The organism is Olivibacter sp. CPCC 100613, from assembly GCF_036959255.1.
Lineage (GTDB): Bacteria > Bacteroidota > Bacteroidia > Sphingobacteriales > Sphingobacteriaceae > Olivibacter.
On the sequence record NZ_JAWMTI010000001.1, the window covers coordinates 829,216 to 850,911 of the forward strand.

14 protein-coding genes are annotated in these 21,696 nt (G+C 40.5%); 8 read left to right on the forward strand and 6 right to left on the reverse strand.

Annotated features, from left to right (window positions below):
- Window positions 1–40: 40 nt before the first annotated feature.
- A complete protein-coding gene (locus tag RYH73_RS03155) occupies window positions 41–1,444 on the reverse strand; it encodes an MATE family efflux transporter (RefSeq protein ID WP_335311811.1) in 1,404 nt (467 codons plus the stop codon).
- A gap of 199 nt (window positions 1,445–1,643) precedes the next feature.
- Complete coding sequence (locus RYH73_RS03160) at window positions 1,644–2,609, reverse strand: NAD(P)-dependent alcohol dehydrogenase (RefSeq protein WP_335311812.1); 966 nt, start codon at window positions 2,607–2,609, stop codon at window positions 1,644–1,646.
- 296 nt (window positions 2,610–2,905) lie between these two features.
- On the opposite strand from RYH73_RS03160, the gene RYH73_RS03165 reads away from it, so the two are divergent.
- The 5 genes from RYH73_RS03165 (at window position 2,906) to RYH73_RS03185 (ending at window position 13,770) form a co-directional block, all read left to right on the forward strand.
- Entirely contained in the window at window positions 2,906–5,314 is a 2,409-nt protein-coding gene (locus RYH73_RS03165; protein WP_335311813.1) for an ABC transporter permease, read from the forward strand.
- A 70-nt stretch (window positions 5,315–5,384) separates the two neighbouring features.
- Complete coding sequence (locus RYH73_RS03170; protein WP_335311814.1) at window positions 5,385–7,805, forward strand: ABC transporter permease; 2,421 nt, start codon at window positions 5,385–5,387, stop codon at window positions 7,803–7,805.
- A 65-nt stretch (window positions 7,806–7,870) separates the two neighbouring features.
- Window positions 7,871–10,267, forward strand: coding sequence for an ABC transporter permease (locus RYH73_RS03175; RefSeq protein ID WP_335311815.1), 2,397 nt, complete (start codon window positions 7,871–7,873; stop codon window positions 10,265–10,267).
- Between the two features lie 294 nt (window positions 10,268–10,561).
- Window positions 10,562–12,952: an ABC transporter permease gene (locus RYH73_RS03180; protein WP_335311816.1), complete on the forward strand. Its 2,391-nt coding sequence runs from the start codon at window positions 10,562–10,564 to the stop codon at window positions 12,950–12,952.
- A 152-nt stretch (window positions 12,953–13,104) separates the two neighbouring features.
- Window positions 13,105–13,770, forward strand: a complete 666-nt coding sequence (locus RYH73_RS03185; RefSeq protein ID WP_335311817.1) for an ABC transporter ATP-binding protein — start codon at window positions 13,105–13,107, stop codon at window positions 13,768–13,770.
- A gap of 57 nt (window positions 13,771–13,827) precedes the next feature.
- Here the strand turns inward: RYH73_RS03185 and RYH73_RS03190 are convergent, their stop codons facing one another.
- Complete coding sequence (locus tag RYH73_RS03190) at window positions 13,828–14,925, reverse strand: lipase family protein (protein ID WP_335311818.1); 1,098 nt, start codon at window positions 14,923–14,925, stop codon at window positions 13,828–13,830.
- A 111-nt stretch (window positions 14,926–15,036) separates the two neighbouring features.
- Here RYH73_RS03190 and RYH73_RS03195 point away from each other — a divergent pair, with 111 nt between their 5' ends.
- The 3 genes from RYH73_RS03195 to cdaA all read left to right on the forward strand — a co-directional run bounded on the left by RYH73_RS03195 (window position 15,037) and on the right by cdaA (window position 18,667).
- Entirely contained in the window at window positions 15,037–16,284 is a 1,248-nt protein-coding gene (locus tag RYH73_RS03195; protein ID WP_335311819.1) for a dicarboxylate/amino acid:cation symporter, read from the forward strand.
- Between the two features lie 197 nt (window positions 16,285–16,481).
- A complete protein-coding gene (locus RYH73_RS03200; RefSeq protein WP_335311820.1) occupies window positions 16,482–17,807 on the forward strand; it encodes a TolC family protein in 1,326 nt (441 codons plus the stop codon).
- Between the two features lie 68 nt (window positions 17,808–17,875).
- Window positions 17,876–18,667 (forward strand): diadenylate cyclase CdaA, encoded by a 792-nt coding sequence (gene cdaA / locus RYH73_RS03205; RefSeq protein WP_335311821.1) that lies wholly within the window; start codon window positions 17,876–17,878, stop codon window positions 18,665–18,667.
- Between the two features lie 87 nt (window positions 18,668–18,754).
- Here cdaA and RYH73_RS03210 read toward each other — a convergent pair whose 3' ends face one another.
- From RYH73_RS03210 to RYH73_RS03220, 3 genes are all read right to left on the reverse strand, one after another.
- Window positions 18,755–19,165, reverse strand: coding sequence for a BrxA/BrxB family bacilliredoxin (locus tag RYH73_RS03210; RefSeq protein WP_335311822.1), 411 nt, complete (start codon window positions 19,163–19,165; stop codon window positions 18,755–18,757).
- Window positions 19,166–19,254: 89 nt separating this feature from the next.
- Entirely contained in the window at window positions 19,255–21,057 is a 1,803-nt protein-coding gene (locus RYH73_RS03215) for a M56 family metallopeptidase (protein WP_335311823.1), read from the reverse strand.
- 5 nt (window positions 21,058–21,062) lie between these two features.
- Complete coding sequence (locus RYH73_RS03220; protein ID WP_335311824.1) at window positions 21,063–21,440, reverse strand: BlaI/MecI/CopY family transcriptional regulator; 378 nt, start codon at window positions 21,438–21,440, stop codon at window positions 21,063–21,065.
- Window positions 21,441–21,696 lie beyond the last annotated feature (256 nt).

Here is a 21,696-nt window from a genome sequence, read left to right on the forward strand (position 1 = left end):
TTGCCTGCAGAAGGCTGGTCTCTTGATACGATACAGCAATTTAAACCTTAACCGTTTTCCAGCGGCCTCGAGAAAAAAGCCAAAGTGTAAAAAGCCCCACTCCTGTCTCTGAGGCAAATATTCCCCAAAACACGCCGGTATGGGAAAGATGAAGCGAAATAGCCAAAAAATAAGCAAGCGGAATCTGGATCAACCAAAAAAAGACAAAGTTAATCATCGTCGGTGTTTTTGTATCACCGGCTCCGTTAAAGGCTTGTACAGAGACCATCCACCAACCATAAACAAAAAAAGAGTAAGAAATAATCTGCAACCATTCACCCCCAATAGCAATAACGCGGTCGTCTATGCTAAAAAGGCCGACTAAGGGTCTATTAAAGAAGAAAAATATCAGCGAAATGATAAGCATAAATACCATATTATAACGACCGATTTTCCAAACGGCCGATTCTGCTCGATCCGGTCTTTCCGCACCTAAATTTTGTCCGACTAAAGTGGCTGCAGCGTTCGATAAGCCCCAGGCAGGCATCATACAAAACATCATGATGCGCATCGCGATGGTTGACCCCGCAACAGCCTCGCTTCCCACTTCAGCCAAAATACGCATCAAAAAAATCCAAGATGTCATTGCAATCAACATCTGACCGATACCTCCCAGTGAAGTGCGTAATATGGTAAACATTGTTTTCATATCCCAAACGATTTGATCTATGCGGACTCGGATGTGCTTTCCTCCCTTAAAGAGTACCCAGAATTGCATTACCACACCAACCGCTCTACCTATATTAGTGGCAATAGCCGCGCCGTCAATCCCAAAGGCGGGAATTGGCCCCCAACCAAATATGAGTAACGGATCAAGAAGGATATTTACGCCATTGGCTACCCATAGTACACGCATAGCAATAGCTGCATCTCCGGCACCTCTAAATATTGCATTCATCACAAAAAGTAGTATTACCACGACATTACCACCTAACATCCATTGCGTGTAGCCATAACCGTGCTGAATCGACCACGCATCCGCTCCCATAAGTGTTAGTAATTCTTTGGAAAAGAAGATTCCGGCCGTAGCAAAAGGTAAAGATGCTATGATGGCAATGAAAATTGCCTGAACAGCAGATAAACCCACTTGTTCTTTTTTCTGTTCACCAATTCGTCTGGCGATGATAGCCATAACCGCCGTAGAAAGTCCCATTGCTATTGAATAAAGCAAAAATAAATAGGTTTCGGTAAGACCTACGGTTGCAACAGCCGATGGCCCTAGTTTGCCAACAAAGTAAATATCAACAACCGCGAAAATAGATTCCATCATGAGCTCCAAAATCATGGGAACCGCTAATAATAAAATGGCTCGCTTTAAATTAATTTGGGTATAGTCGGCCTCGGTACCGCGGATGGCATTTCCCAATTCTTTCCAAAGGGACAGCTGATTCTGCCTATTATCCATAGATCATGCATTTAATTGTTTATAATTGGTTGTTCTTGCAAGCACATATGCTTCGTCAACTAAACTTTGGTAAAAATACGGAAGATTTAGGGATCCGCTCGTAGGGGAATCTGACAAATTAGGGGTAAAATAAGACAGATACCCTTTTATTGATGTCAACTATGGAATTGACACATTACATATAATAATTCCTACTATTTTAACGCTCGCTTTTCAATCCACCCCCTGCGATATCCACGCCTATCTTACCTACAAATCCCCCCTTCTTCATCATGGATTGCGCTTCGGTCAGCTCATTTAACGTAAAGACGCCCGCTATATGCAATCTCAGATCTCCACTTTCAACAAGTTCCTTTAAAGCGCTCAGATCATCCCCGCTGGGTTTGACAAACACGAACTTCATATTGGGTTCGAAAACCACATCAACCGCCGTTTTTACGAACCCTTTCATATTATTGGTTTCCCCCCTAGTGGTCACAAACAGTCCTTGCTCATTCAAATGCTGTTTTAAATCACTGTAAGTATACATGCCTGCAGCATCAAATATAAGATCAAATTTGGCTCCCGAAGGTATATGTTGACGTTGATAGTCAATAACGACATCACAACCGATTTTGTTCGCATATGCACGATGCTTTTCGCTACACAGGCCACTAATATGGCAATTCAATGTTCTCGCTAACTGGACAGCAACGGATCCCACCCCACCGGTACATCCTGTAATCAAAATGTTCTCGCTTTCCTGTAACCTGCCGATCTTGAATAAGCCTTGATAGGCCGTTAATCCAACTAGAGGAATGACTCCTGCCTCTAAATAGTTAAGATTAATCGGTTTAAGCGCAAGCTGATGTGCATCTACTGCTAGTTCTTCTGCGTAACAGCCTCCTTTTAAGGCGGAAATCATACCAAAAACTTCATCCCCTTCCTTAAACAAACGACTCTTCGACTTCAGTACTATACCACAAAAATCACTACCGATTACCTGATTGGAAAAACCGGCACTCGAAAGCAAAGCCTTTCCATTGCGTACCATTACATCTACGGGGTTAATCGATGAAGCGTAATTTCTTACTAATACTTGCCCGTTCTTAACTTTTGGTTGAGGAAGTTCTTTTATCTTAAACCTTGGGCTAACGCCTTTTTTTTCTAATACTGCTGCTTTCATTATTTTTTATCCCATCTCCGCAAATAACACCTTGCAAATTAAGGAATTGTCCACAAGGCATTGTTGCCTGTATCTCATTTTGTATGCCTTTTTGTTACCGCACTGTCAAAGAATAGCCCGCGCTATCAACCTTTATCTCATCCGCTGTCCGAAATCGAACATTGCCTGTCCGATTTCGAACATAAGCGTTTAAAAAATATATGCAAAAAGCTTATAACCAAGCTATTAATACTTTTGGAAGTATTTTGGTAAACCAAAAATGATGGCCTACGCATAATGGCCAAAACGATCTAATTATGCTTAAAAATTACTTTAAAACAGCTTGGCGTAATTTGTGGAAAAACAAGTTCTATTCGCTATTGAATATTTTAGGGCTGGCCATTGGTATGGCTGTTTGTATTGTTATTATTCTTTTTGTTCAATATGAACGAAATTTTGATGCAATACATCAAAAGAACCTCTACCGCTTAGATGAGGTACAGAAATGGGAAGGAATGGTCGCTCCTCAAAAAGTCGCGCTCTCCATGTACCCCATGGGCCCGACTTTACAGCGTGAGTTTCCTGAAATTATCAACTTTACACGTGTCAATCCATTTGGTAAAGTCACTTTTCAGGTAAATGGTATCAAACATGCGCTGGCTTCCACCCATTTAGTCGATTCTACCTTTTTACAGTTATTCGATTTCAAGCTTTTAAAAGGTGATCGCAGTACCGCATTACAGAATCCCAATAGTCTAGTGCTTACCCAGACGAGTGCCAAGGCCTTATTTGGCAGTGAAGAAGCTTTAGGCAAGACGATTACTACGAGCGGACGAGATACCACCAACTTTACCATTACAGCAATTTTAGCAGACATTCCTGAAAATTCGCATATTCAGTTCGACGCACTATTCTCCATGAACACTTATGTCAATGCGGAACAAATGCAGAATTGGGGAAGCAATTGGCTCACCACCTATTTGGAAATTGAGCTAAACGCAGCGATTCGACAACTTGAAAAGAGATTTCCTGCTTTTCTCGTAGATCATATGGGACAAGAAAGAGCCAAGGGTTATGAGCTATTCTTGCAAAGCCTTCGGGATGTACACGCGGGATCAACAGATATTACGCATGATTATATCAATCATCAGAAGTTCAACAGTAAATACACCCTTATTTTCTTTGCTATAGCGCTGGTGGTATTAGCAATCGCTTCGATCAATTTTGTCAATTTAACTACGGCTCGTTCTTCAGGTAGAGCGAAAGAGATCGGTGTACGGAAAAGTACAGGCGCTAAAAGAGGACAATTGTATTTTCAGTTTATCGGCGAATCCATTTTCCTTTGTTTAATTGCTTTGCTATTGGCGATCGGTATGGTTAAATTAATGCTATTATATGTCAATCATATCAGTCTTCGAGCCATCTCGTTTCCTTTATTTGCTACTCCTGGTCTTTTCTTTTCCTTGCTTTTTGGCGCCATCCTACTTGGGGGCTTGGCGGGGCTATATCCTGCGGCTTACCTATCTTCATTCAAACCTACCATTGTTTTGAAAGGTAAAGCTTCCCGTATTAAAGGCAAAGCATTTTTCCGAAATTTATTAGTTGTTGGGCAATTTGCCTGCGCCATTGCTTTAATGAGTTCCACCCTCATTGCGATCAAACAACTTCGCTTTATGCAAAAAAAAGACTTGGGGTTCACGCGAGAACAGATTGTAACCGTTTCACTGGATAATAACGCGAACAAAAAATATGAAGCACTGAAGCAGGAACTTTTAGCCAGTAATTTAATTAAAGGTGTTACGGCTAATCAGCAGAAGTTAGGCAACAATTTACATCAAACAGGTGTGAATTATTATGGAAATGGTCCTGTTCGAAATTTTGCTGTTTCACAGATCGTGGTTGATCCCGATTTCTTAAAGGTTTACCAAATTCCACTCGTGGCCGGTCGTGATTTTTCAAGCGATCGGTTGGCTGAAAATGGCAAGACCTATATTATCAATGAATCCCTTGCCAAAGAGCTACTCAAGGAAGATAGGCAACAGCCGATAGAATCGCTAATTGGCCAGCGCTTTGGTTTTGGTGGTTTAGATTCGAACAGTACGATCATCGGCGTCGCAAAAGATTTTAACTTCAATTCACTACATCATAAAATTGAAACCTTATGTCTCTATAACCAAAAGGATTTTGGCTATAGTGAACTTTCAATTAAAATCAATACAGCAAAAGCTCAAGATGCCTTAGCCTATATCCAATCCGTTTGGAAGCGAGTAAGTCCCGACAGTGATTTTGAATATCAATTTTTGGATGACCATTTTGAAGATCTTTATAAAGCCGATCAAACAACCAGCGAAATTGTTGGTATTCTTGCCGCCCTCGCAGTCTTAATTTCATGCATGGGGCTTTTAGGTTTAGCTACTTTTGTAGCAGAGCAACGAATTAAGGAAATCGGTATAAGAAAAGTACTTGGAGCAAGCGTCCGAGGATTAGTTCAATTATTGTCGAAAGACTTCCTAAAGCTTGTGCTCATTGCTATATTCATTGCCGTACCTGTTGCCTGGTTGGCTATGAATAAGTGGTTAGAAGACTTTGCCTACCGAATCAACATCGAATGGTGGACCTTTGTTCTTGCGGGTATCTTGGCAATCTCCATCGCGATGTTAACGATTAGCTTTCGCGCAATTAAATCTGCTCGAGCTAATCCTGTCAAAAGTTTAAGGACCGAATAAATTTCGTTATTAGCTCTTGGTTATTCGCGATGCCTTACCAAGAACAAACAACTAACAACAAATAACTACAATGTTAAAAACGATCATCCGTCAGCTATGGTACAACAAATTGTTTACAAGCCTGCATATTTTAGGTTTAAGTATCGGTATTAGTGCCTGCTTTATCATCTATCAACTGGTCGGTTTTGAGTTTGGCTTCGAACGGGCAATTCCAAATCACGAGCGAATTTTCAACGTGGTCAGTCACCTAGAATTTAATGGAGAAGAGGGACATAATGTGGGGGTGCCGAAACCTTTGGGAAAGGCCGTTGAAACAGAGGTTCCCGGGGTTAAATTCGTTGTTCCTGTTGCTGAACTGTTTATGGAACAAGTGGTTATTCCTCAAAGAAACGGTGAACGTAAAACTTTTAAATCGCCCGATCTTCAGGTAATGACACAGTCCAGTTTCTTCGAAATGCTCCCTTATCAATGGCTAACGGGAAATGCAAAACAGGCACTGGACGCGCCCAATAAAGTTGTTTTGACGAAAAGCCGAGCAGAAAAGTATTTCCCGGGATTTGCTATAAATGACATCATGGGTAAAACATTGGTTTATAATGATAGCATTAGTAAAGAAGTTAGCGGAATTGTTAATGATTTAGATTTTGCAACTAGCTTTTATGCCAAGGAGTTTTTTACACTACCAAAGGATTATCCATCGCAGAGTGACTGGGGGTCTACGAATTCCAGCGATAAATTATATATTCAACTTGAGGCCAACAGTTCAGTCACGGCAGTACAACAAAAAATCAACGCCCTTTCCGTCAAAAATACCCAAGAACAATTTGCTAAATGGCGATTTAGACGTGATCAGCGCCTTATTCCGATAACAGCGATGCACTTCCGCACAGAATATGGCGAAAATAATGTGCATAAGGCCAACAAACCCGTTCTGCTTGGCTTAATTGGCGTGGCCGTCTTTTTGTTAATCTTGGCGATCATCAATTTCATTAATTTGAGTACAGCACAATTACCTAAACGGGGTAAGGAAATAGCCGTACGTAAAACAATGGGTAGTTCAGGCGGACGTTTGATCTATCAATTTTTAGGGGAGACCTTTGTCACTTGCCTGCTGGCGGCATTTGTTTCCTGTTTTTTCACTTATCTGTTTCTCCGATCGTTCCAAGACTTGTTTCCCGAGCATATGCATGCCTATAGTAACTATTATCAGATTTTCGTTCTATTTTGGCTATTCTTAGGGCTCACCACGCTTTGCGCAGGTTTATATCCCAGCTGGCTTAGCACGCGTGTTAACCCGATTCAAATCCTACGGAATCAAAGCATTATTACGATTGGAAATGTCCGCTTATCCCTCCGAAAAACACTTATCGTTTTTCAGTTCATCATCGCTATGTTATTTATCGTATGCGCCATTATTGTGGGTGAACAACTTCGCTATACGCTTCATAAAGATCTTGGGTTTAACAAGAAGGCCATTTTATTAGTCAACATTCCCTGGCGTAAAGTAAATGATAACAAAGGGACAAAATACACTTTTCTAAATGAGCTGAAGAACTTAAAAGGAATAGAGACTATTTCCTTAGCCGCTCCTCCTTTAAGCAGTCATACGATAAGTAATAATTACGATTATATACCCGATGATGGTACGGCCAAAAAAGAACTCCAACCCTATATAAAGAATATCGATACGGCCTATCTGGAACTCTACAACATGCATTTACTAGCTGGCCGTAACCTTCTTCCACTAGATACTGTCAAGGAATATCTAATTAACGAAACCATGTCAAAGATCCTTGGTTTTAAATCACCGAAGGAAGCGATCGGAAAATTCATTGGTCCGCAAGATCACGAAAAACATCCGATTGTCGGTGTGGTAAAGGACTTTCATAATAAGACTTTCTATAGCTCAATTGATCCGATTATCTTACTGATCGACAAGCAATTGAATGCGACTTATAATATAAAATTAACGGAACGAAACCCAGATGGCTGGCAGGAAAGCATTGGCGATATCGAAAAGCTTTGGAAAAAATTTTATCCCGCAGACGCTTTTGAATATAAATTCTACGATAAAAGCATCGAGGAACTCTATACACAGGAAAGGAATATGTCCAAAATCATCAATTTATCAACTTTCGTTGCTATTTTGATCAGTAGCTTAGGCTTATTAGGGCTGATTACCTTAACAGCCCATCAACGCACAAAGGAAATTGGTATCCGGAAAGTACTTGGTGCTTCCATTTCGGGGATTGTCACTTTGCTTTCCAAAGACTTTTTGAAATTGGTAATATATGCCATTTTAATTGCCACACCAATCGCTTGGTGGGCCATGACCAAATGGTTGCAACGTTTTACCTATAGCATAGAAATTCAATGGTGGATATTTGCATTAGCTGGTTTAATGGCAATAGGCATAGCCTTTTTTACAATGAGTGTGCAGGCTATTAAAGCAGCAAAGGCCAATCCTGTGGATAGTTTGCGGAATGAATAATTTGGTTGTTGGTTACTCTTTATCGAAAAAAAACAAATAACTGACAGCAAATAACGAATAACGAGATGATCAGAAACTATATCAAAATTGCTTGGAGAACACTTTTAAAGAATCGGACTTATACGGGCATTAATATGATTGGTTTATCCTTAGGTATAACCGTAACGCTACTGATTAGTTTATGGGTTTGGGATGAGCTAACCTTTGATCAGCAACAAGCGAATTATACAAGGGTTGCACAAGTAATGCTCAACACCGAACATACCGGTACTATACAAACATCAAAAACAGTTGCTGCTCCTCTGGCCGAAGCGCTAAGAACAAATTTTCATCAGGAATTTGAGACGGTTGCATTAGCTCGTCAAACGGGCGAACATACGCTAGGCAGTGAGAACAAACGACTTCGTGCTCAGGGTAAGTTCATAGAGGATGATGGTACGAAGATCCTTCCACTAAAGATAAAACACGGCATAAGAGCGGGCTTAGAGAAGCCGAATAGCATCATGCTTTCGCAAGAAATGGCCTATGCTATTTTTGGAAAGGTGAATGCTATTGGCAAAACGGTTAAAGTTGACAATAACATGCTCACCACCGTGACGGGCATCTATGAAGATTTTCCTCTAAATTCTACATTCAGAGAAGTAAAGTATTTGCTTCCTTGGAAGCTCCTAGTCGCTACCGATGGAAACTATAAAAAAATGGAAAGGGCCTGGGAATATAACTGGTTCGAAGTTTTTGTTGAATTGAACCCTGCTACATCCTTTTCATCGACCACTGAAAAAATAAGCAAGCTGCAGGAAGATCAGCTAACCAAAAATCAGGAACAGGTCGCTACCACCTACTCGCTTTTTCTACATCCTATGAGTAAATGGCATTTGTACGACGATTGGAAAAATGGAAAACAAGCCGGAGGACAAATAAAATACATATGGCTTTTTTCGATTATTGCGGGTTTTGTCTTGCTTCTTGCTACGGTAAACTTTGTTAATTTAAGCACAGCAAGCGCACAGAAAAGGGCAAAGGAAGTTGGGCTTCGTAAATCTGTTGGGTCGAACCGAAAGCAACTTATGCTTCAGTTTTTTTGTGAATCTATATTGACCTCCTTCTTGTCCTTTTTGTTGGCGTTAATTACGACCTATGTAGCTTTGCCCTATTTTAACGAGTTGGCAGAGAAAAATTTGAGTATTCCTTATAGCAGCTTGACTTTTCATTTAATCTGCTTCACTTTTGTTTGTTCAGTCGGTCTATTTTCCGGTGCTTACCCGGCTTTAGTACTGTCCACTTTTAAACCAATTAATACCCTCAGAGGCTTATATCAAACACAGCGAGCAATCGTTCCCTTACGCCAAGTGTTCGTTATTGTTCAATTTACTGTTGCAACGATTTTAACGATTTGCACCATCGTGGTGTTTAAGCAAATAAATTATGCAAAAAATCGGGATCTAGGTTATCGTCCAGATGGACTTATCAGTGTTCGGATAAATAACTTTAATGGTCGTAATGAATCGTTCCGAAATGCATTACTAAGCACGGGAATGCTAACAGATGTGGCACAGACAACCAGCCCGGCAACGGATAACTGGTCAAATACCTCCGGTTTCTTTTGGGAAGGCAAACCCCCTGGATTTAAGGATGATTTTTCGTTAATGGCTGTATCTCCTGAATATGGAGAAACACTCGATTGGAAAATTATTGCGGGTAGGGATTTCTCTGAAGACTTCATCAGTGATTCCACTGCTGTTATCCTAAATGAAAGCGCCGTGCGGTATATGAACATACAAGATCCGATAGGAAAAACGATTCGCTGGAAAGACGCCACATTTAATGATGCTTCTTATACCATAATTGGTGTGGTTAAAGATCTGGTGGCTCAATCACCCTATGAACCAGTACATCAAATGATCTACTTCATGCAACCTGCAGCCAATTTTCTCATTGCCCGAATCGCACCAAATGTGACACATCAGCAGGCGCTGACGAAAACCAACGAGGTGTTCAGGAAGCACTTCCCGCATGAGCCTTTTGATTATAGCTTTATTAAAGATGATTTTGCCAAAAAATTTACCGTTGAAAATAGAATTGCTAAGCTAAGTACTGCTTTCACTTTATTGACATTAGTCATAAGCTGTTTAGGTGTTTATGGCCTGGTTACTTTTATTGCCGAACAACGAAAAAAAGAAATAAGCATTCGCAAAATATTGGGTGCAGGCATCCGTTCTCTTACCTATCTGCTTTCCAGCGAATTTATAAAACTTGTATTAATTGCCACAGCGATTGCCAGTCCCATTGCTTGGTTACTTTTGTACTATTGGCTCAAAAATTTCTCTTTAAGAACACCGATTTCCTTATCAATTTTTATTTACGTAACCTTTTTCATGCTCGGCATTGCTTTCATTAGCACCGCTTTCCGAACGATTAAAACCGCAATTTCCAATCCCGCCGACTCATTAAGGAATGAGTAGATTCGTTGTGAGTTGCCCGTTGTTCGTAAAAACAAGTCTCGCAACCCACAATTGAAAAAACACTGTTCGTTTTCGAACACCAATTGTGCACTATCGGACAACGATTCGAATCATGAATAAAACAAGATGCTAATTTTCAACCGCTTACACTTTTTGGTTTCATTTATGCCCATTTTGGTACGATTGGTTATAAATGATGGCTCTGGGTAGGTAGTAAACCTACTCTTAGCCTTATTAAAGCTATACATTATAAGTATTAAGAACCTTATAACATAAAACTTACGACAATAAAATATGAATACCAATAACCTAAAGATAGCATGGAGAGCAGCTTGGAAGTCCAAGCTGTTTACTATGCTTAACATGTTAGGTCTGGCGATCGGCTTTGCCGGATTTATTCTGGCCTATGCCTACATTCATCGAGAAAATAGTTATGATAAATGGAATCCCAATTATGAAAATATCTACCTTATCGGTTTAACTGATGAGGCTCGTTCTTCCGATATTACGCCTGCGGCACTTGCTCCTGCTTTGAAAGCAGCAATACCCGAAATAGAAAGTGTTGGTCGCGTTGCAAGGGCTCCTTTTGAAATCCCGTTTATCTCGGAAAATGAGATGTTTTATGTGAAGAATTGGCTGGGAGCCGATCGTACTATTGCAACTATTTTTGCGATCAATCTAACAGGACTTTCAATTGCTAATTCCTCGGAGAAGTCAATAGGCCTACTGTCCGCCGAAGTGGGTAAAAAACTCTTTCCTAATGAAGCTCCAGCAGCATTCAAGACCTCTAAGATGGTATCCTTAATGAACGAAGAGAGTGGTTTTACGGAGAACGTCCATGGAATCACTGAACCTCGTCTCCTGTCAAATTTGGAATACGATTACATTGGTTTTAGAGAGGACATTGCAGAAGGAAAGGGTGACGGTGATAACAATGTTTATCAAACTTATATCCTCGTAAAACCAGGAATCAATATTAAGGCACTCACGCATAAAATCAATACCATCTATCAAAATAACATCGCGAAACGAGGAGAAGTCAGCAGATCAACACGTGCAGAATCCATTATTTATCTGGATCCCTTAGAAAACCTCCACCTGCGCCCCAAAAATGGTTCCGATACAGGGTACAAGATCGTGTGGGCACTGGGTATTCTTTCTTCTATCATCCTATTATTAGCATGCATTAATTTTGCGAATTTGATGTTGGTACAATCGCAAAAACGGTTTAAAGAGATTGGTTTGAAGAAAGTATTTGGTGTTTCTCGAAAACGCTTAGGCCTTCAGTTCCTAATTGAGGTGTTTGCGCAATGTCTCCTATCTGCAGGCATTGCCTGCTTTATGGTCAACATGGGGTGGAATGCTATGATCACTTTTTTTGGTTATGATTTTTCTTCTTTCGATTTCAACCTGACTGTGTTTGGCCAACTAGGTAGCGCAATTTTATTAACCACGCTCTTTTCAGGATTATATCCCGCGTATATTTTATCTGGCTATCATCCCATTACCATATTCAAAGGAAATCTTTATAACGGCCATGGGACTTTTACTTTACGAAACGCCTTGCTTGCTTTTCAATTTATCATCGCCTTTGTCTTTATCAGTGCAATGCTCGTTATCAATAGGCAGATGAACTATATGGAAAAAAGTGATAAGGGATTTAATGTTGACCATATTGTACATATTAAAAATCTCACGCTATTCAATAAACCCGCTCAATTCACCACGCTGAGGAATCAAATGAAAGCGATTCCCGGTATCGAGGAAGTTACGGTGGTAACGAATTACCCGGGAGGACCCGCACCCAGCAATGAAGAGTTCACTTATATCGATAAAGCATACGCTTTAGACCATATTGGTGTAGATTTTGGTTATTTCGAAACCCTGGATATGGACCTATTAGCGGGTAGGACCTTCTCCACATCGCTACAATCAGATACCACTCAATCTATTGTCATCAATGAATCAGCAGCACGGCGCTTAGGAATCAATCAACTGAACGGTGAAAAGATCCGTATTTGCGATCAAAACTATACCCTAATCGGTATCGTAAAAGATAGTAAAATGCAAGGTTTTGAACAACTTGTAAAACCCACCGCCTATACGCTGCAAACAAAGTGCAGCTATCCGAATCACCCCTTTAAAAGTGATATTTTGGTAAAAGTGAACGGGAGCAGCATTCGTTCAACCCTACAAATGTTGGAAAAACAATGGCCATCTATTAACAAGCTGGATGGCAAGTACTTTATCTACGATTTTCTTGACCAGCAATATGCCGCGCTTTATGCTAAACAAGAACAGCTACGCCAAGCTTTCACAGCATTCTCTACGTTGATTATGCTGGTAGCATTACTCGGTTTATTCAGCATGTCGGCTTTTGCAATCAATTTACGCGAAAAAGAGGTAAGTATCCGTAAAGTGTTAGGTGCCAATACCCGACAAATTCTATTGTTGCTCAACAAACCCTTTATTCAATTGGTATGTATTGCAATGCTGATTGCTACCCCCCTTGCTTGGTGGGGTACCGCTAGGTGGTTGGACAGCTTCGCTTATCGTATTCATTTGTCATGGGTAATCTTCATTGTAGGAGCGGCATTAACCTTGTTTTTAGCCTTCATTACGATCAGTTATCAAGCCATTAAAGCTTCTATTGTTAACCCTGCAGATACGTTAAGAAATGAATGACGTCGCAGCGCTTCAAGAAGGGAACATGGGTTTAAGGTCCAAAGGGAGATTCTTTTAATTATTGATACCGGTTTATAAGATATTAATGCGTCCTTCAGGGACAAACTTTTAGTTTTTTAATTTTTACTTTTTAACTTACACCAAAAAAGACGATGATTCAACTTAGCAACATCTTTAAATGGTATAACGTGGGCGGCAACCGTTCGTTTGTGTTAAAGGATATCCATCTTACAATTAACGAAGGTGAATTTGTGTCGATCATGGGACCATCCGGTTCTGGAAAATCAACCTTACTGCACGTTCTTGGGCTGCTGGATGAACCGAATGAAGGCAGCTATCAATTGCTCGGAGAAGAAGTTTTACACCTGAAGGAAAAACAACGTTCCGCGCTTTATAAAGAGCATATCGGTTTCGTATTTCAGGCTTATCATCTGATTGATGAGCTCACCGTTTACGAAAACATTGAAACGCCCTTGATTTATAAAAATTTAAAGGGCAGCGAAAGAAAAGCAATTGTGGCCGACTTAATAGATCGTTTCGGAATTGTTGGCAAAAAAGATCTGTTCCCTGCTCAACTTTCGGGCGGACAACAACAACTTGTCGGCATTGCCCGTGCGCTGGCAACAAGTCCTAAACTGCTCCTTGCGGATGAACCAACGGGTAACCTAAATTCGAAACAGGGAGAGGAAATTATGGATTTATTCAAGCAGTTGAATGAGGAAGATGGCGTGACAATTATACAGGTGACGCACTCAGAAAAAAATGCGGAGTACGGTAACCGAATTATCGAGCTACTGGATGGACAAATTGTAAAATAAAGCTATTCTCATTAAAAGAGGGTCATCCCATGCTAAACGATATACACAGATTTTATGTTAATATCGTTCCAAAAGTGTTGCATAAGCCTTCAAAGCATGGTGTACGAAGACATTTTTTCCCGTATCCGGGTATAATTTATAATAAGCTGAGTCGGGTTGGAGGACAATAGGAACTCCGGCCCGCATATAATTCATCGTTTCTGCATAGACGGGTTCTTTCAACTGTGGCAGCGTTTTGTGAATTTGCTTAAACAGTGTCTTTCCCAAATACTTTTCAAAATTCTTTCTTGCTTTCTTGCTTGATTTATCCAGTTTGTTAAAAGCGCGCTTTAGGTACCACCGAACATAGAACGGTTTTTGCTTATTTAATACTTGATCAATACTACCAAATGGATTTAACTGATTAAAATCTTCTAAGGTTTGCAATGAAAAAGGTGTTTCCGGCACCCAATCGACAGCATTCACCACATTAAAAGCCCAGCCGCCTCTTGTGATGAAATCATAATCGTAAGCATAAAATAAGTTACCGGGTTTTGGCGCAGCACTGCAATAGGTCTTAATAAGTAAATCTGCCGGTAATCGCTTTTCTTCTATCTGATATCGTAGATAAGAGGTTAATAAGAACGCTAAAGCTCCTCCTTGGCTATGTCCCATAACGATTAATTGCTTCGTCCCCTTTTTATACTGTTCTGTCAGTTGCGCAAGGATATCAGGTGCCAAATAGGCAATTCCAACGGTCCAGCCGGCATGAACGGTCGCCTTCGGATTTTTTGAGAACGTGTAAGTAAAGGTTGTACTATCATTCAATTGTATTTCTCCTTTTGCAGGAACCATTGCGGAATAAAAATTCTCCAACCAGCTTACCGGGTCATTAATAGTTCCACGAAGCGAGACGACCATTATTCGTTTATCACGGCTAAGCCAAAAATCCCATCGGTTTTTTAAGCCCAGCTCAGGAGATCGATAAATCCGTTCATAATCAGTCGGCGGTTCCAAATAATTTGGCCCGGGTTTTAACGTATCGCTCTGGGAAGAAGAAATGCGCAACAAGGTTTGATATTCCTGTTTACTGAAGCCCGACGCAAATGGCTGCGCTTTCAGTTCAGAGGCGCTTATAAATAATAAAAACCAGATCCCAATAATATAGCTGTGCATAAATATCCCTCCAATGAAACAGGGTTAAATCTATAAAGTTTTACTCCCTTTTTTGTTTATATTGCCAAAAAATTTTACGTATTCCTAAAACAGGTAGATCCAACCGCTCTTATGAGAAATTTATCGAGAAATCTATATTTTCAGGTAATTGTTGCTATCATTATCGGCATAATAGTCGGTCATTTTTACCCTAGCGTAGGTGAATCGCTCAAACCTTTGGGCGATGGCTTCATTAAATTGGTAAAAATGATTATTGCGCCGCTTATCTTTTGCACAGTCGTGTTGGGAATTGCCGGCATGCAGAATGTGAAGAAAGTAGGTAAAGTAGGCTTAACCGCCATTATCTATTTTGAAGTAATGACCACAATTGCGCTCCTTTTAGGAATAGCCATCGTAAACATTTTGCAACCCGGAACGGGAATGAATATCGACCCCGCTTCGTTGGACACCTCAACCGTTGAAACTTATATCACGCAGAGCAAACATCAGGACAGCCTAAAGGACTTTCTATTGCACATTATTCCAGATAACGTTATTGGAGCATTGGCTGAAGGCGATTTATTACAGGTGTTATTTTTTGCCATTTTACTTGGTTTCGGCCTTTCTAAAATAGGGAAATCGGCTGAACCTGTGATGACTGTTTTACAATCTTTCCTAAACGGAATTTTCGCGGTTATCAAGATTATCATGCGCGCTGCTCCCATAGGTGCCCTGGGCGCAATGGGTTTTACGATTGGTAAATATGGCCTTGGTTCGCTCGCAAAGTTGGGTATGCTGATGCTCTGTTTCTATCTAACTTGTCTCATCTTTATTTTTCTGATCGTGGGAGCGGTCCTCTATTTTAATGGCTTCAGCATATGGAAAGTTTTAAAGTACATCAAAGAAGAGCTACTGATTGTTTTAGGCACTTCTTCGTCTGAATCTGCACTCCCGGGCATTATGCAAAAACTGGAAAAGGCAGGTTGCTCCAAGCCGGTAGTAGGCTTGGTTATTCCAACAGGCTATTCTTTCAATTTGGACGGCACATCAATATACCTAACCATGGCGGCAATCTTTATTGCACAGGCCCTTAATATGCACATGAACTTCAATCAACAGCTAACACTTTTGCTAGTGCTGCTACTCACATCAAAAGGTGCAGCAGGTGTAACCGGTAGCGGGTTCATCATTTTAGCCGCTACACTCCCGATGGTCGGCCATGTTCCCGTAGAATCCGTTGCGCTGGTTTTTGGTATTGACCGTTTTATGAGCGAAGCCAGAGCATTAACTAATATTATCGGTAATACAGCCGCCACAGTCGTAATCGCCAAGTGGGAAAAGGAGATTGACTTAGAGCAGGCCGTTGATATAAGACTATAAGCCCTAGATCTACCCCTTGATTTATCCGTTACAAAAAAACGAGAAGCGATTAATTGAAATAACCTACTGTACGAAAACGAACACCTAATGCCCGTTTCCGAACGTATAACACCCCCTCTCTTTTAATAACCGCTTGTAAATAAAACAGATAAGATTTTGGCTTATCCTGTGTATTCTGTTGGCATAATAAATTTTACATGAATACACTAACAAGAGCTTTATTGTTTTTTCTATATATATTTCCATTATTTGCTCGTGGCCAAGATTCCGTTAAAACACACTATAATCTAGAGGAGTGTATCGCATTAGCGCTTAAAAACAATGCAGACGCCCAGAAAAGTGCCAATAGTAGCCAAGCAGCCTCTTTAGATTTAAAACAGGCGAAAGCGGCTTTACTGCCAACGCTGAGCGGGACTTTGAACCATAATATTAACACGGGCTTTTCTACAGATCCGATCACCAACGCCATCGTTTCTCAAAATATAACTTCGGGAAATCAGAATTTAAGTACAAACCTCGTTCTGTTCAACGGTCTTAACCTGCTCCGAACCATTCGTCAACAAGCCTTCGCTTATCAAGCAACACAAATGGATGAGCAGCGGATAAAAGACAATTTAACGATGGATGTTATACTGGCTTATTTACAAGTTATTACGGCGAATGACGCACTTGATCAATATAAACAACAGCGGGATGTTACACAAAAGCAATTGGAACGGTTGGCGCTGCTCAATAAAGATGGCGCAATTGCCCCGGGCGAATACTATGACGTCAAAGGGCAGTTTTCGGGAGACCAGATTACCGTGTTGACCGGTGAAAATACCCTTAGAACAAATATCATAACGTTAACCGCTTTACTAAATATTCCTTATAGCCAAGCGCTTTCATTCGAACCAATCAACCAGCTTCCCGATGTTTCCAGCGCATCCTTAAGCCAAGAGACGCTTTATGATAAAGCAGCTTCCTCACTCGGAACATTAAAAGCGGCCCAATTCTGGAAAGAGAGTGCTGAATACCAACTAAAAGCAACCCGTTCTTTATATTTTCCATCCCTATCGCTCGGTGCAAATTTATCAAGTCGATATTCAAATGCGGACAGAGACAGAGGAACCTATATGGATCAAATTCAAGATAACTTAGGAAAAGGGGCTGGTTTAACGCTAAGCATCCCGATTCTAGACGGCTTCAGAAGACGAATTAATGTATCTCGAGCCAAACTTGAATTAAGAAACGCCGAAATAGATCTTGAAAATACAGAGAATAACCTGCAACAGCAAACCGCACAGGTATTGATTAATCTACAAACCGCGAAAGAAAAATATTTGGAATTACGTCAACAGGTAGAAGCATATAAAGAATCGTTCCGTGTAGCAGAAGTTCGTTTTGAGGCGGGCGATATTAACTCCGTGGAGTTTCTTCTTCAAAAAACCAAATACGACCAAGCAAATATCGGGTTGGTAGTTGCGCAATATGAATGGCAATTGAGGCAACGTATTGCTAATTATTACAATGGTCAACGCTAAGCAACGATCAAGCGAAAATCAGTTCGCCCTATCAGGCTAAGGAAAAAAATTTATAACTTGCGGATGTTATGGGCAATATTGATTTTAGCTTTTTCAACATCCGACTATTGGATGTAATTGATATCTTTCTGGTAGCTATCATCATCTATTACATCTACAATCTTATCCGTGGAACAATTGCGGTGAATATCCTCATTGGTTTATTCATTATTTACTTAGCCTATCTAGTGGTTAAGCAATCGCAAATGCGATTGCTTACGGAAATATTCGGTGGCTTTATCAGTGTGGGGTCCATTGCGTTAATCGTTGTCTTTCAACAAGAAATTAGACGGTTCTTAATCCATATCGGGAAAAACATCAGCTTTCGACGCAACCGCAAGCTGTGGTCGCTTTTTTTGGGAAAGAAAGAAATCGAAAAGGACAACACTGCTCGCCTGAAGCCGATCATTGATGCTTGTAGAAGTATGGCAAAATCGCGAACAGGCGCGTTAATTGTCTTCTCGAAGTTTTTTGACGAGGAGTATTACCAAAATAGTGGAGAATTTATCGATGCCGAGATTTCGAAACGTTTATTGGAAAGTATTTTTCATAAAAATAGTCCTTTACATGATGGCGCTTTGGTTATTGTAGACTTTAGAATAAAAACGGCAAGCTGCATCTTACCGCTTTCAGACAGTGAAGATCTTCCACTGCAATTTGGGCTTCGGCACCGTGCCGGGATCGGGGTCACCGAGATGAGTGATGCTGTCGCCGTAATTGTGTCTGAAGAAACCGGTGAAATTTCTTACGCCAAACAGGGAAACGTCAATATGAATATCAGCCACGAGGAGCTCGAGCATCTCTTAAATGAGGATGTGTAATTGCTCTGCTTTTGCATCTTACACTAAAAAGGCCCTCATTGTAATTAAGGGCCTTTTTAATAAATAAGCTATTTATTTTATTGATTCTTAGCAATATTCATTGAAGGCAGCAATCAGATTATCGGCAATCATTTGAGCAGGTCTTCCTTCAATATGATGCCGCTCAATCATGTGCACCAATTTACCATCCTTAAACAAAGCCATCGATGGTGAAGAAGGTGGATAAGGTAACATATAGTTTCGAGCCTTATCAACAGCATCTTTCTCCATACCGGCAAAAACGGTCACAATCTTAGCTGGCTTTTTCTCGTTTTGAATGGCCGCCTTCGCTGCTGGGCGTGCATTTGCTGCAGCACAACCACAAACTGAGTTCACAACGACAAAAACAGTTCCGTCACTGTTAATCGCCGAGTCAACCTCTTCGGGTGTTTTAAGTTCTTCGAAACCCACGGCTGTCAACTCTTTGCGCATAGGTTCAACTAAATATTCTGGATACATATCGTTTGTTTTTTACGTTATTAAAAGAATACAAAGATAGTTGAAGCCAACGGTTTAGACAATAGAACTCTTTCAATACATTGTCATTATTATTCGAAGCGGGGAATCGACAAGCGATCCAATTGTTTAATGATCGTATCAAAGCGTGCACCACGCTTCGTTAGTTCTTCCGCTTTTTTTCGCAAAGCTTCTTGCTTGGCTTTGAATTCAGGTGTTTCTATTTTCGTGCTTAATGCAACCATTTGTTGACTTAACGCGGATGCTCTTGCCTCCAAAGCCTTTTCTTTTGCTTGCATTTCCGAGCTGTGCATTTTTAATTGCATTTGTTTTGAAAGCGCTTCCATCTTCTTACTGCTTTCCGCTAGCTCTCTTTCCTTTGCTTTCCACTCGGGGGATTCAAAATAAGTGGAATCACCTTTCATCGCCAATCTTCCCAGTTGTGCTGCCTTTTCCTGAACATTTTTCATGCTCGCTTTCCATTCAGGGGATTCAAAAAAGCTTGTAATAGCTTTATTATGTTGAGCAATTTCGGCACTATTCTTCGTCAATTCTTCTTGACATTGTTTCCACTCAGGCGAATCGAAATGCTTGTTTAGTTCTTGTGCTTGCTTCCCAATTTCGTTGGCATTCAGTTGCAATTCCTTTTGATAGTCTTGCCACTCTTTCGATGAAAAAAAGGCATCTAAATCATGTTGGTAATCCACCGAGGAATCTACGGCATTATCTTTAGGGGTGTCGTGCTGTTTAAGCGTATCCTGTTTGTTTAAAGGAGCTGCAAGCGGAGGTAAAGGAGCTAGTGGAGCCAAAATTTCAGCAGAAGGACTCGCGGGAGGTACAGGCAAAGCTGGAGCTGAAGGCTTCACTTCCGCTGGTGCCGGTGCTTTGGGTGGGTTAGGAATGCTGTCATTTGACGGGTTAATCCAAGCTAATCCGAAGACACCTGCAATTAGAAGTGCCAGTGCACTAAGTTTATGGCGCACATTTAATGTGGTTGTTTTCATAAGTGTAATTCTTTTAATTCGTTGAAGCAAGTGCTCTTTGTCGTCAAAAGCACCTAGGGCAAGTGTAGATAGTTTTTTAGTACGAATACTTTCGAGTGATAATAATGCATAGGCATACACCATGGCGTCCCCGCCGTAATTTAACACCTCATCATCGCAAGTATATTCCCTTTCCTTTTCAAGCATGCTACTCAGAACCCGCACGAAGGGATTAAAGAACAAGATCGCTTCCACCATACATTTTAATAGGTTAAGTACATAATCATTTCTTCGGATATGGCTAAGCTCGTGTATTAGTATTGTTTCCACCTGTTTCAGGTCCAATGCAGATAACGCAGCAACCGGAAATAAAATAATGGGTTTAAAATAACCGATCACCGTAGGAACGTCCACTTTTTCGGAAAGGTAAAAACCGATTTTCTTACGGATTGCCATCCTTTTGATTAATGAGTTATATACGATCAACCAAGGTTTCGGAACCTCCACTTTATTCGACTTTCTTAGACGAGCAATTCCCACGTAGCCCCCCACTAAAACGGCAATCTGAAAACAAAGTCCCAATAGATAGAAAACCGCTAGGTGCGGAAAATAATGCTCTAACATTAAAATGGTATTGCTATTTTTTCCCATTGGAGTTATCCCGGTAATAGCAATCGGAGTCGTATGCTCAGCTGCATCAATGATGGGAGTGTCCGGCAAATAGCTTATAAAAGTACCGATGAAAGCAATCAATAGGAGGCCTAAAAAAGAAAACAGTAGATTTACTTTTTCCTTTGAGGACAAATAAAAAACTGACACCAGCACATAAGCCATCCCCGCTAATAAGGCGCCTTGCCATAGCGAGTGAAGTAAGCTCCAGCCAAGTGCATAAATTAAAGGTGCTAAATTCATTTTCTTTATTTTTTATTTTCTAAATCATTTAATAACTCCCTTATTTTTTCCAGCTCAGAATTGCTTGCGCGATGGTTACCCAAAGCCTGCATAACCAAACGCGCCGCTGAACCATCGAATAAATCTTTTATAAATTTATTGACCAGCTGCTGTTCTGCTGCATCTCGACTTACAAGGGCTCGGTAGATATGGGTTTTACTACTTTCATCCCGTTCTACCAAACCTTTTGTATGCATGATTTGCATTAGTTTTAGCATCGTGGTATACCCTACTTCTTTGTCTGGAGAAATGTGCTCATGTACCTGCCTAACGGTACAATCGCCATGCTCCCATAAAATTTTTAGTATTTCCAGTTCGCTCTCTGTGGGTTTTATCGTTTTCATCAGCCTTTCTGTTTACATCATCGTACTGCAGCATGCTACACTTATTACGAAACATTTCGTAATCAAATATACGAAGAGTTTCGTATATTCAAATACTACTTAAAAATTTTTAACATTTTTTTGCCATACCATTTATTTTTCCCTTCTACGATCAATAAGTTATCCGAAACGTAATATTACCCCTTGGAAACACAAATCCTCCCAAATAGTTAGTACCTTTGTTTTGCTATTAACATGAATAATGCATACTCCACAA

Bases quoted from the DNA above. Each gene is read 5' to 3' on its own strand.
- RYH73_RS03155 (WP_335311811.1), bottom strand. From the start codon at position 1,444: ATGGATAATAGGCAGAATCAGCTGTCCCTTTGGAAAGAATTGGGAAAT.
- RYH73_RS03160 (WP_335311812.1), bottom strand. From the start codon at position 2,609: ATGAAAGCAGCAGTATTAGAAAAAAAAGGCGTTAGCCCAAGGTTTAAG.
- RYH73_RS03165 (WP_335311813.1), top strand. From the start codon at position 2,906: ATGCTTAAAAATTACTTTAAAACAGCTTGGCGTAATTTGTGGAAAAAC.
- RYH73_RS03170 (WP_335311814.1), top strand. From the start codon at position 5,385: ATGTTAAAAACGATCATCCGTCAGCTATGGTACAACAAATTGTTTACA.
- RYH73_RS03175 (WP_335311815.1), top strand. From the start codon at position 7,871: ATGATCAGAAACTATATCAAAATTGCTTGGAGAACACTTTTAAAGAAT.
- RYH73_RS03180 (WP_335311816.1), top strand. From the start codon at position 10,562: ATGAATACCAATAACCTAAAGATAGCATGGAGAGCAGCTTGGAAGTCC.
- RYH73_RS03185 (WP_335311817.1), top strand. From the start codon at position 13,105: ATGATTCAACTTAGCAACATCTTTAAATGGTATAACGTGGGCGGCAAC.
- RYH73_RS03190 (WP_335311818.1), bottom strand. From the start codon at position 14,925: ATGCACAGCTATATTATTGGGATCTGGTTTTTATTATTTATAAGCGCC.
- RYH73_RS03195 (WP_335311819.1), top strand. From the start codon at position 15,037: ATGAGAAATTTATCGAGAAATCTATATTTTCAGGTAATTGTTGCTATC.
- RYH73_RS03200 (WP_335311820.1), top strand. From the start codon at position 16,482: ATGAATACACTAACAAGAGCTTTATTGTTTTTTCTATATATATTTCCA.
- cdaA (WP_335311821.1), top strand. From the start codon at position 17,876: ATGGGCAATATTGATTTTAGCTTTTTCAACATCCGACTATTGGATGTA.
- RYH73_RS03210 (WP_335311822.1), bottom strand. From the start codon at position 19,165: ATGTATCCAGAATATTTAGTTGAACCTATGCGCAAAGAGTTGACAGCC.
- RYH73_RS03215 (WP_335311823.1), bottom strand. From the start codon at position 21,057: ATGAATTTAGCACCTTTAATTTATGCACTTGGCTGGAGCTTACTTCAC.
- RYH73_RS03220 (WP_335311824.1), bottom strand. From the start codon at position 21,440: ATGAAAACGATAAAACCCACAGAGAGCGAACTGGAAATACTAAAAATT.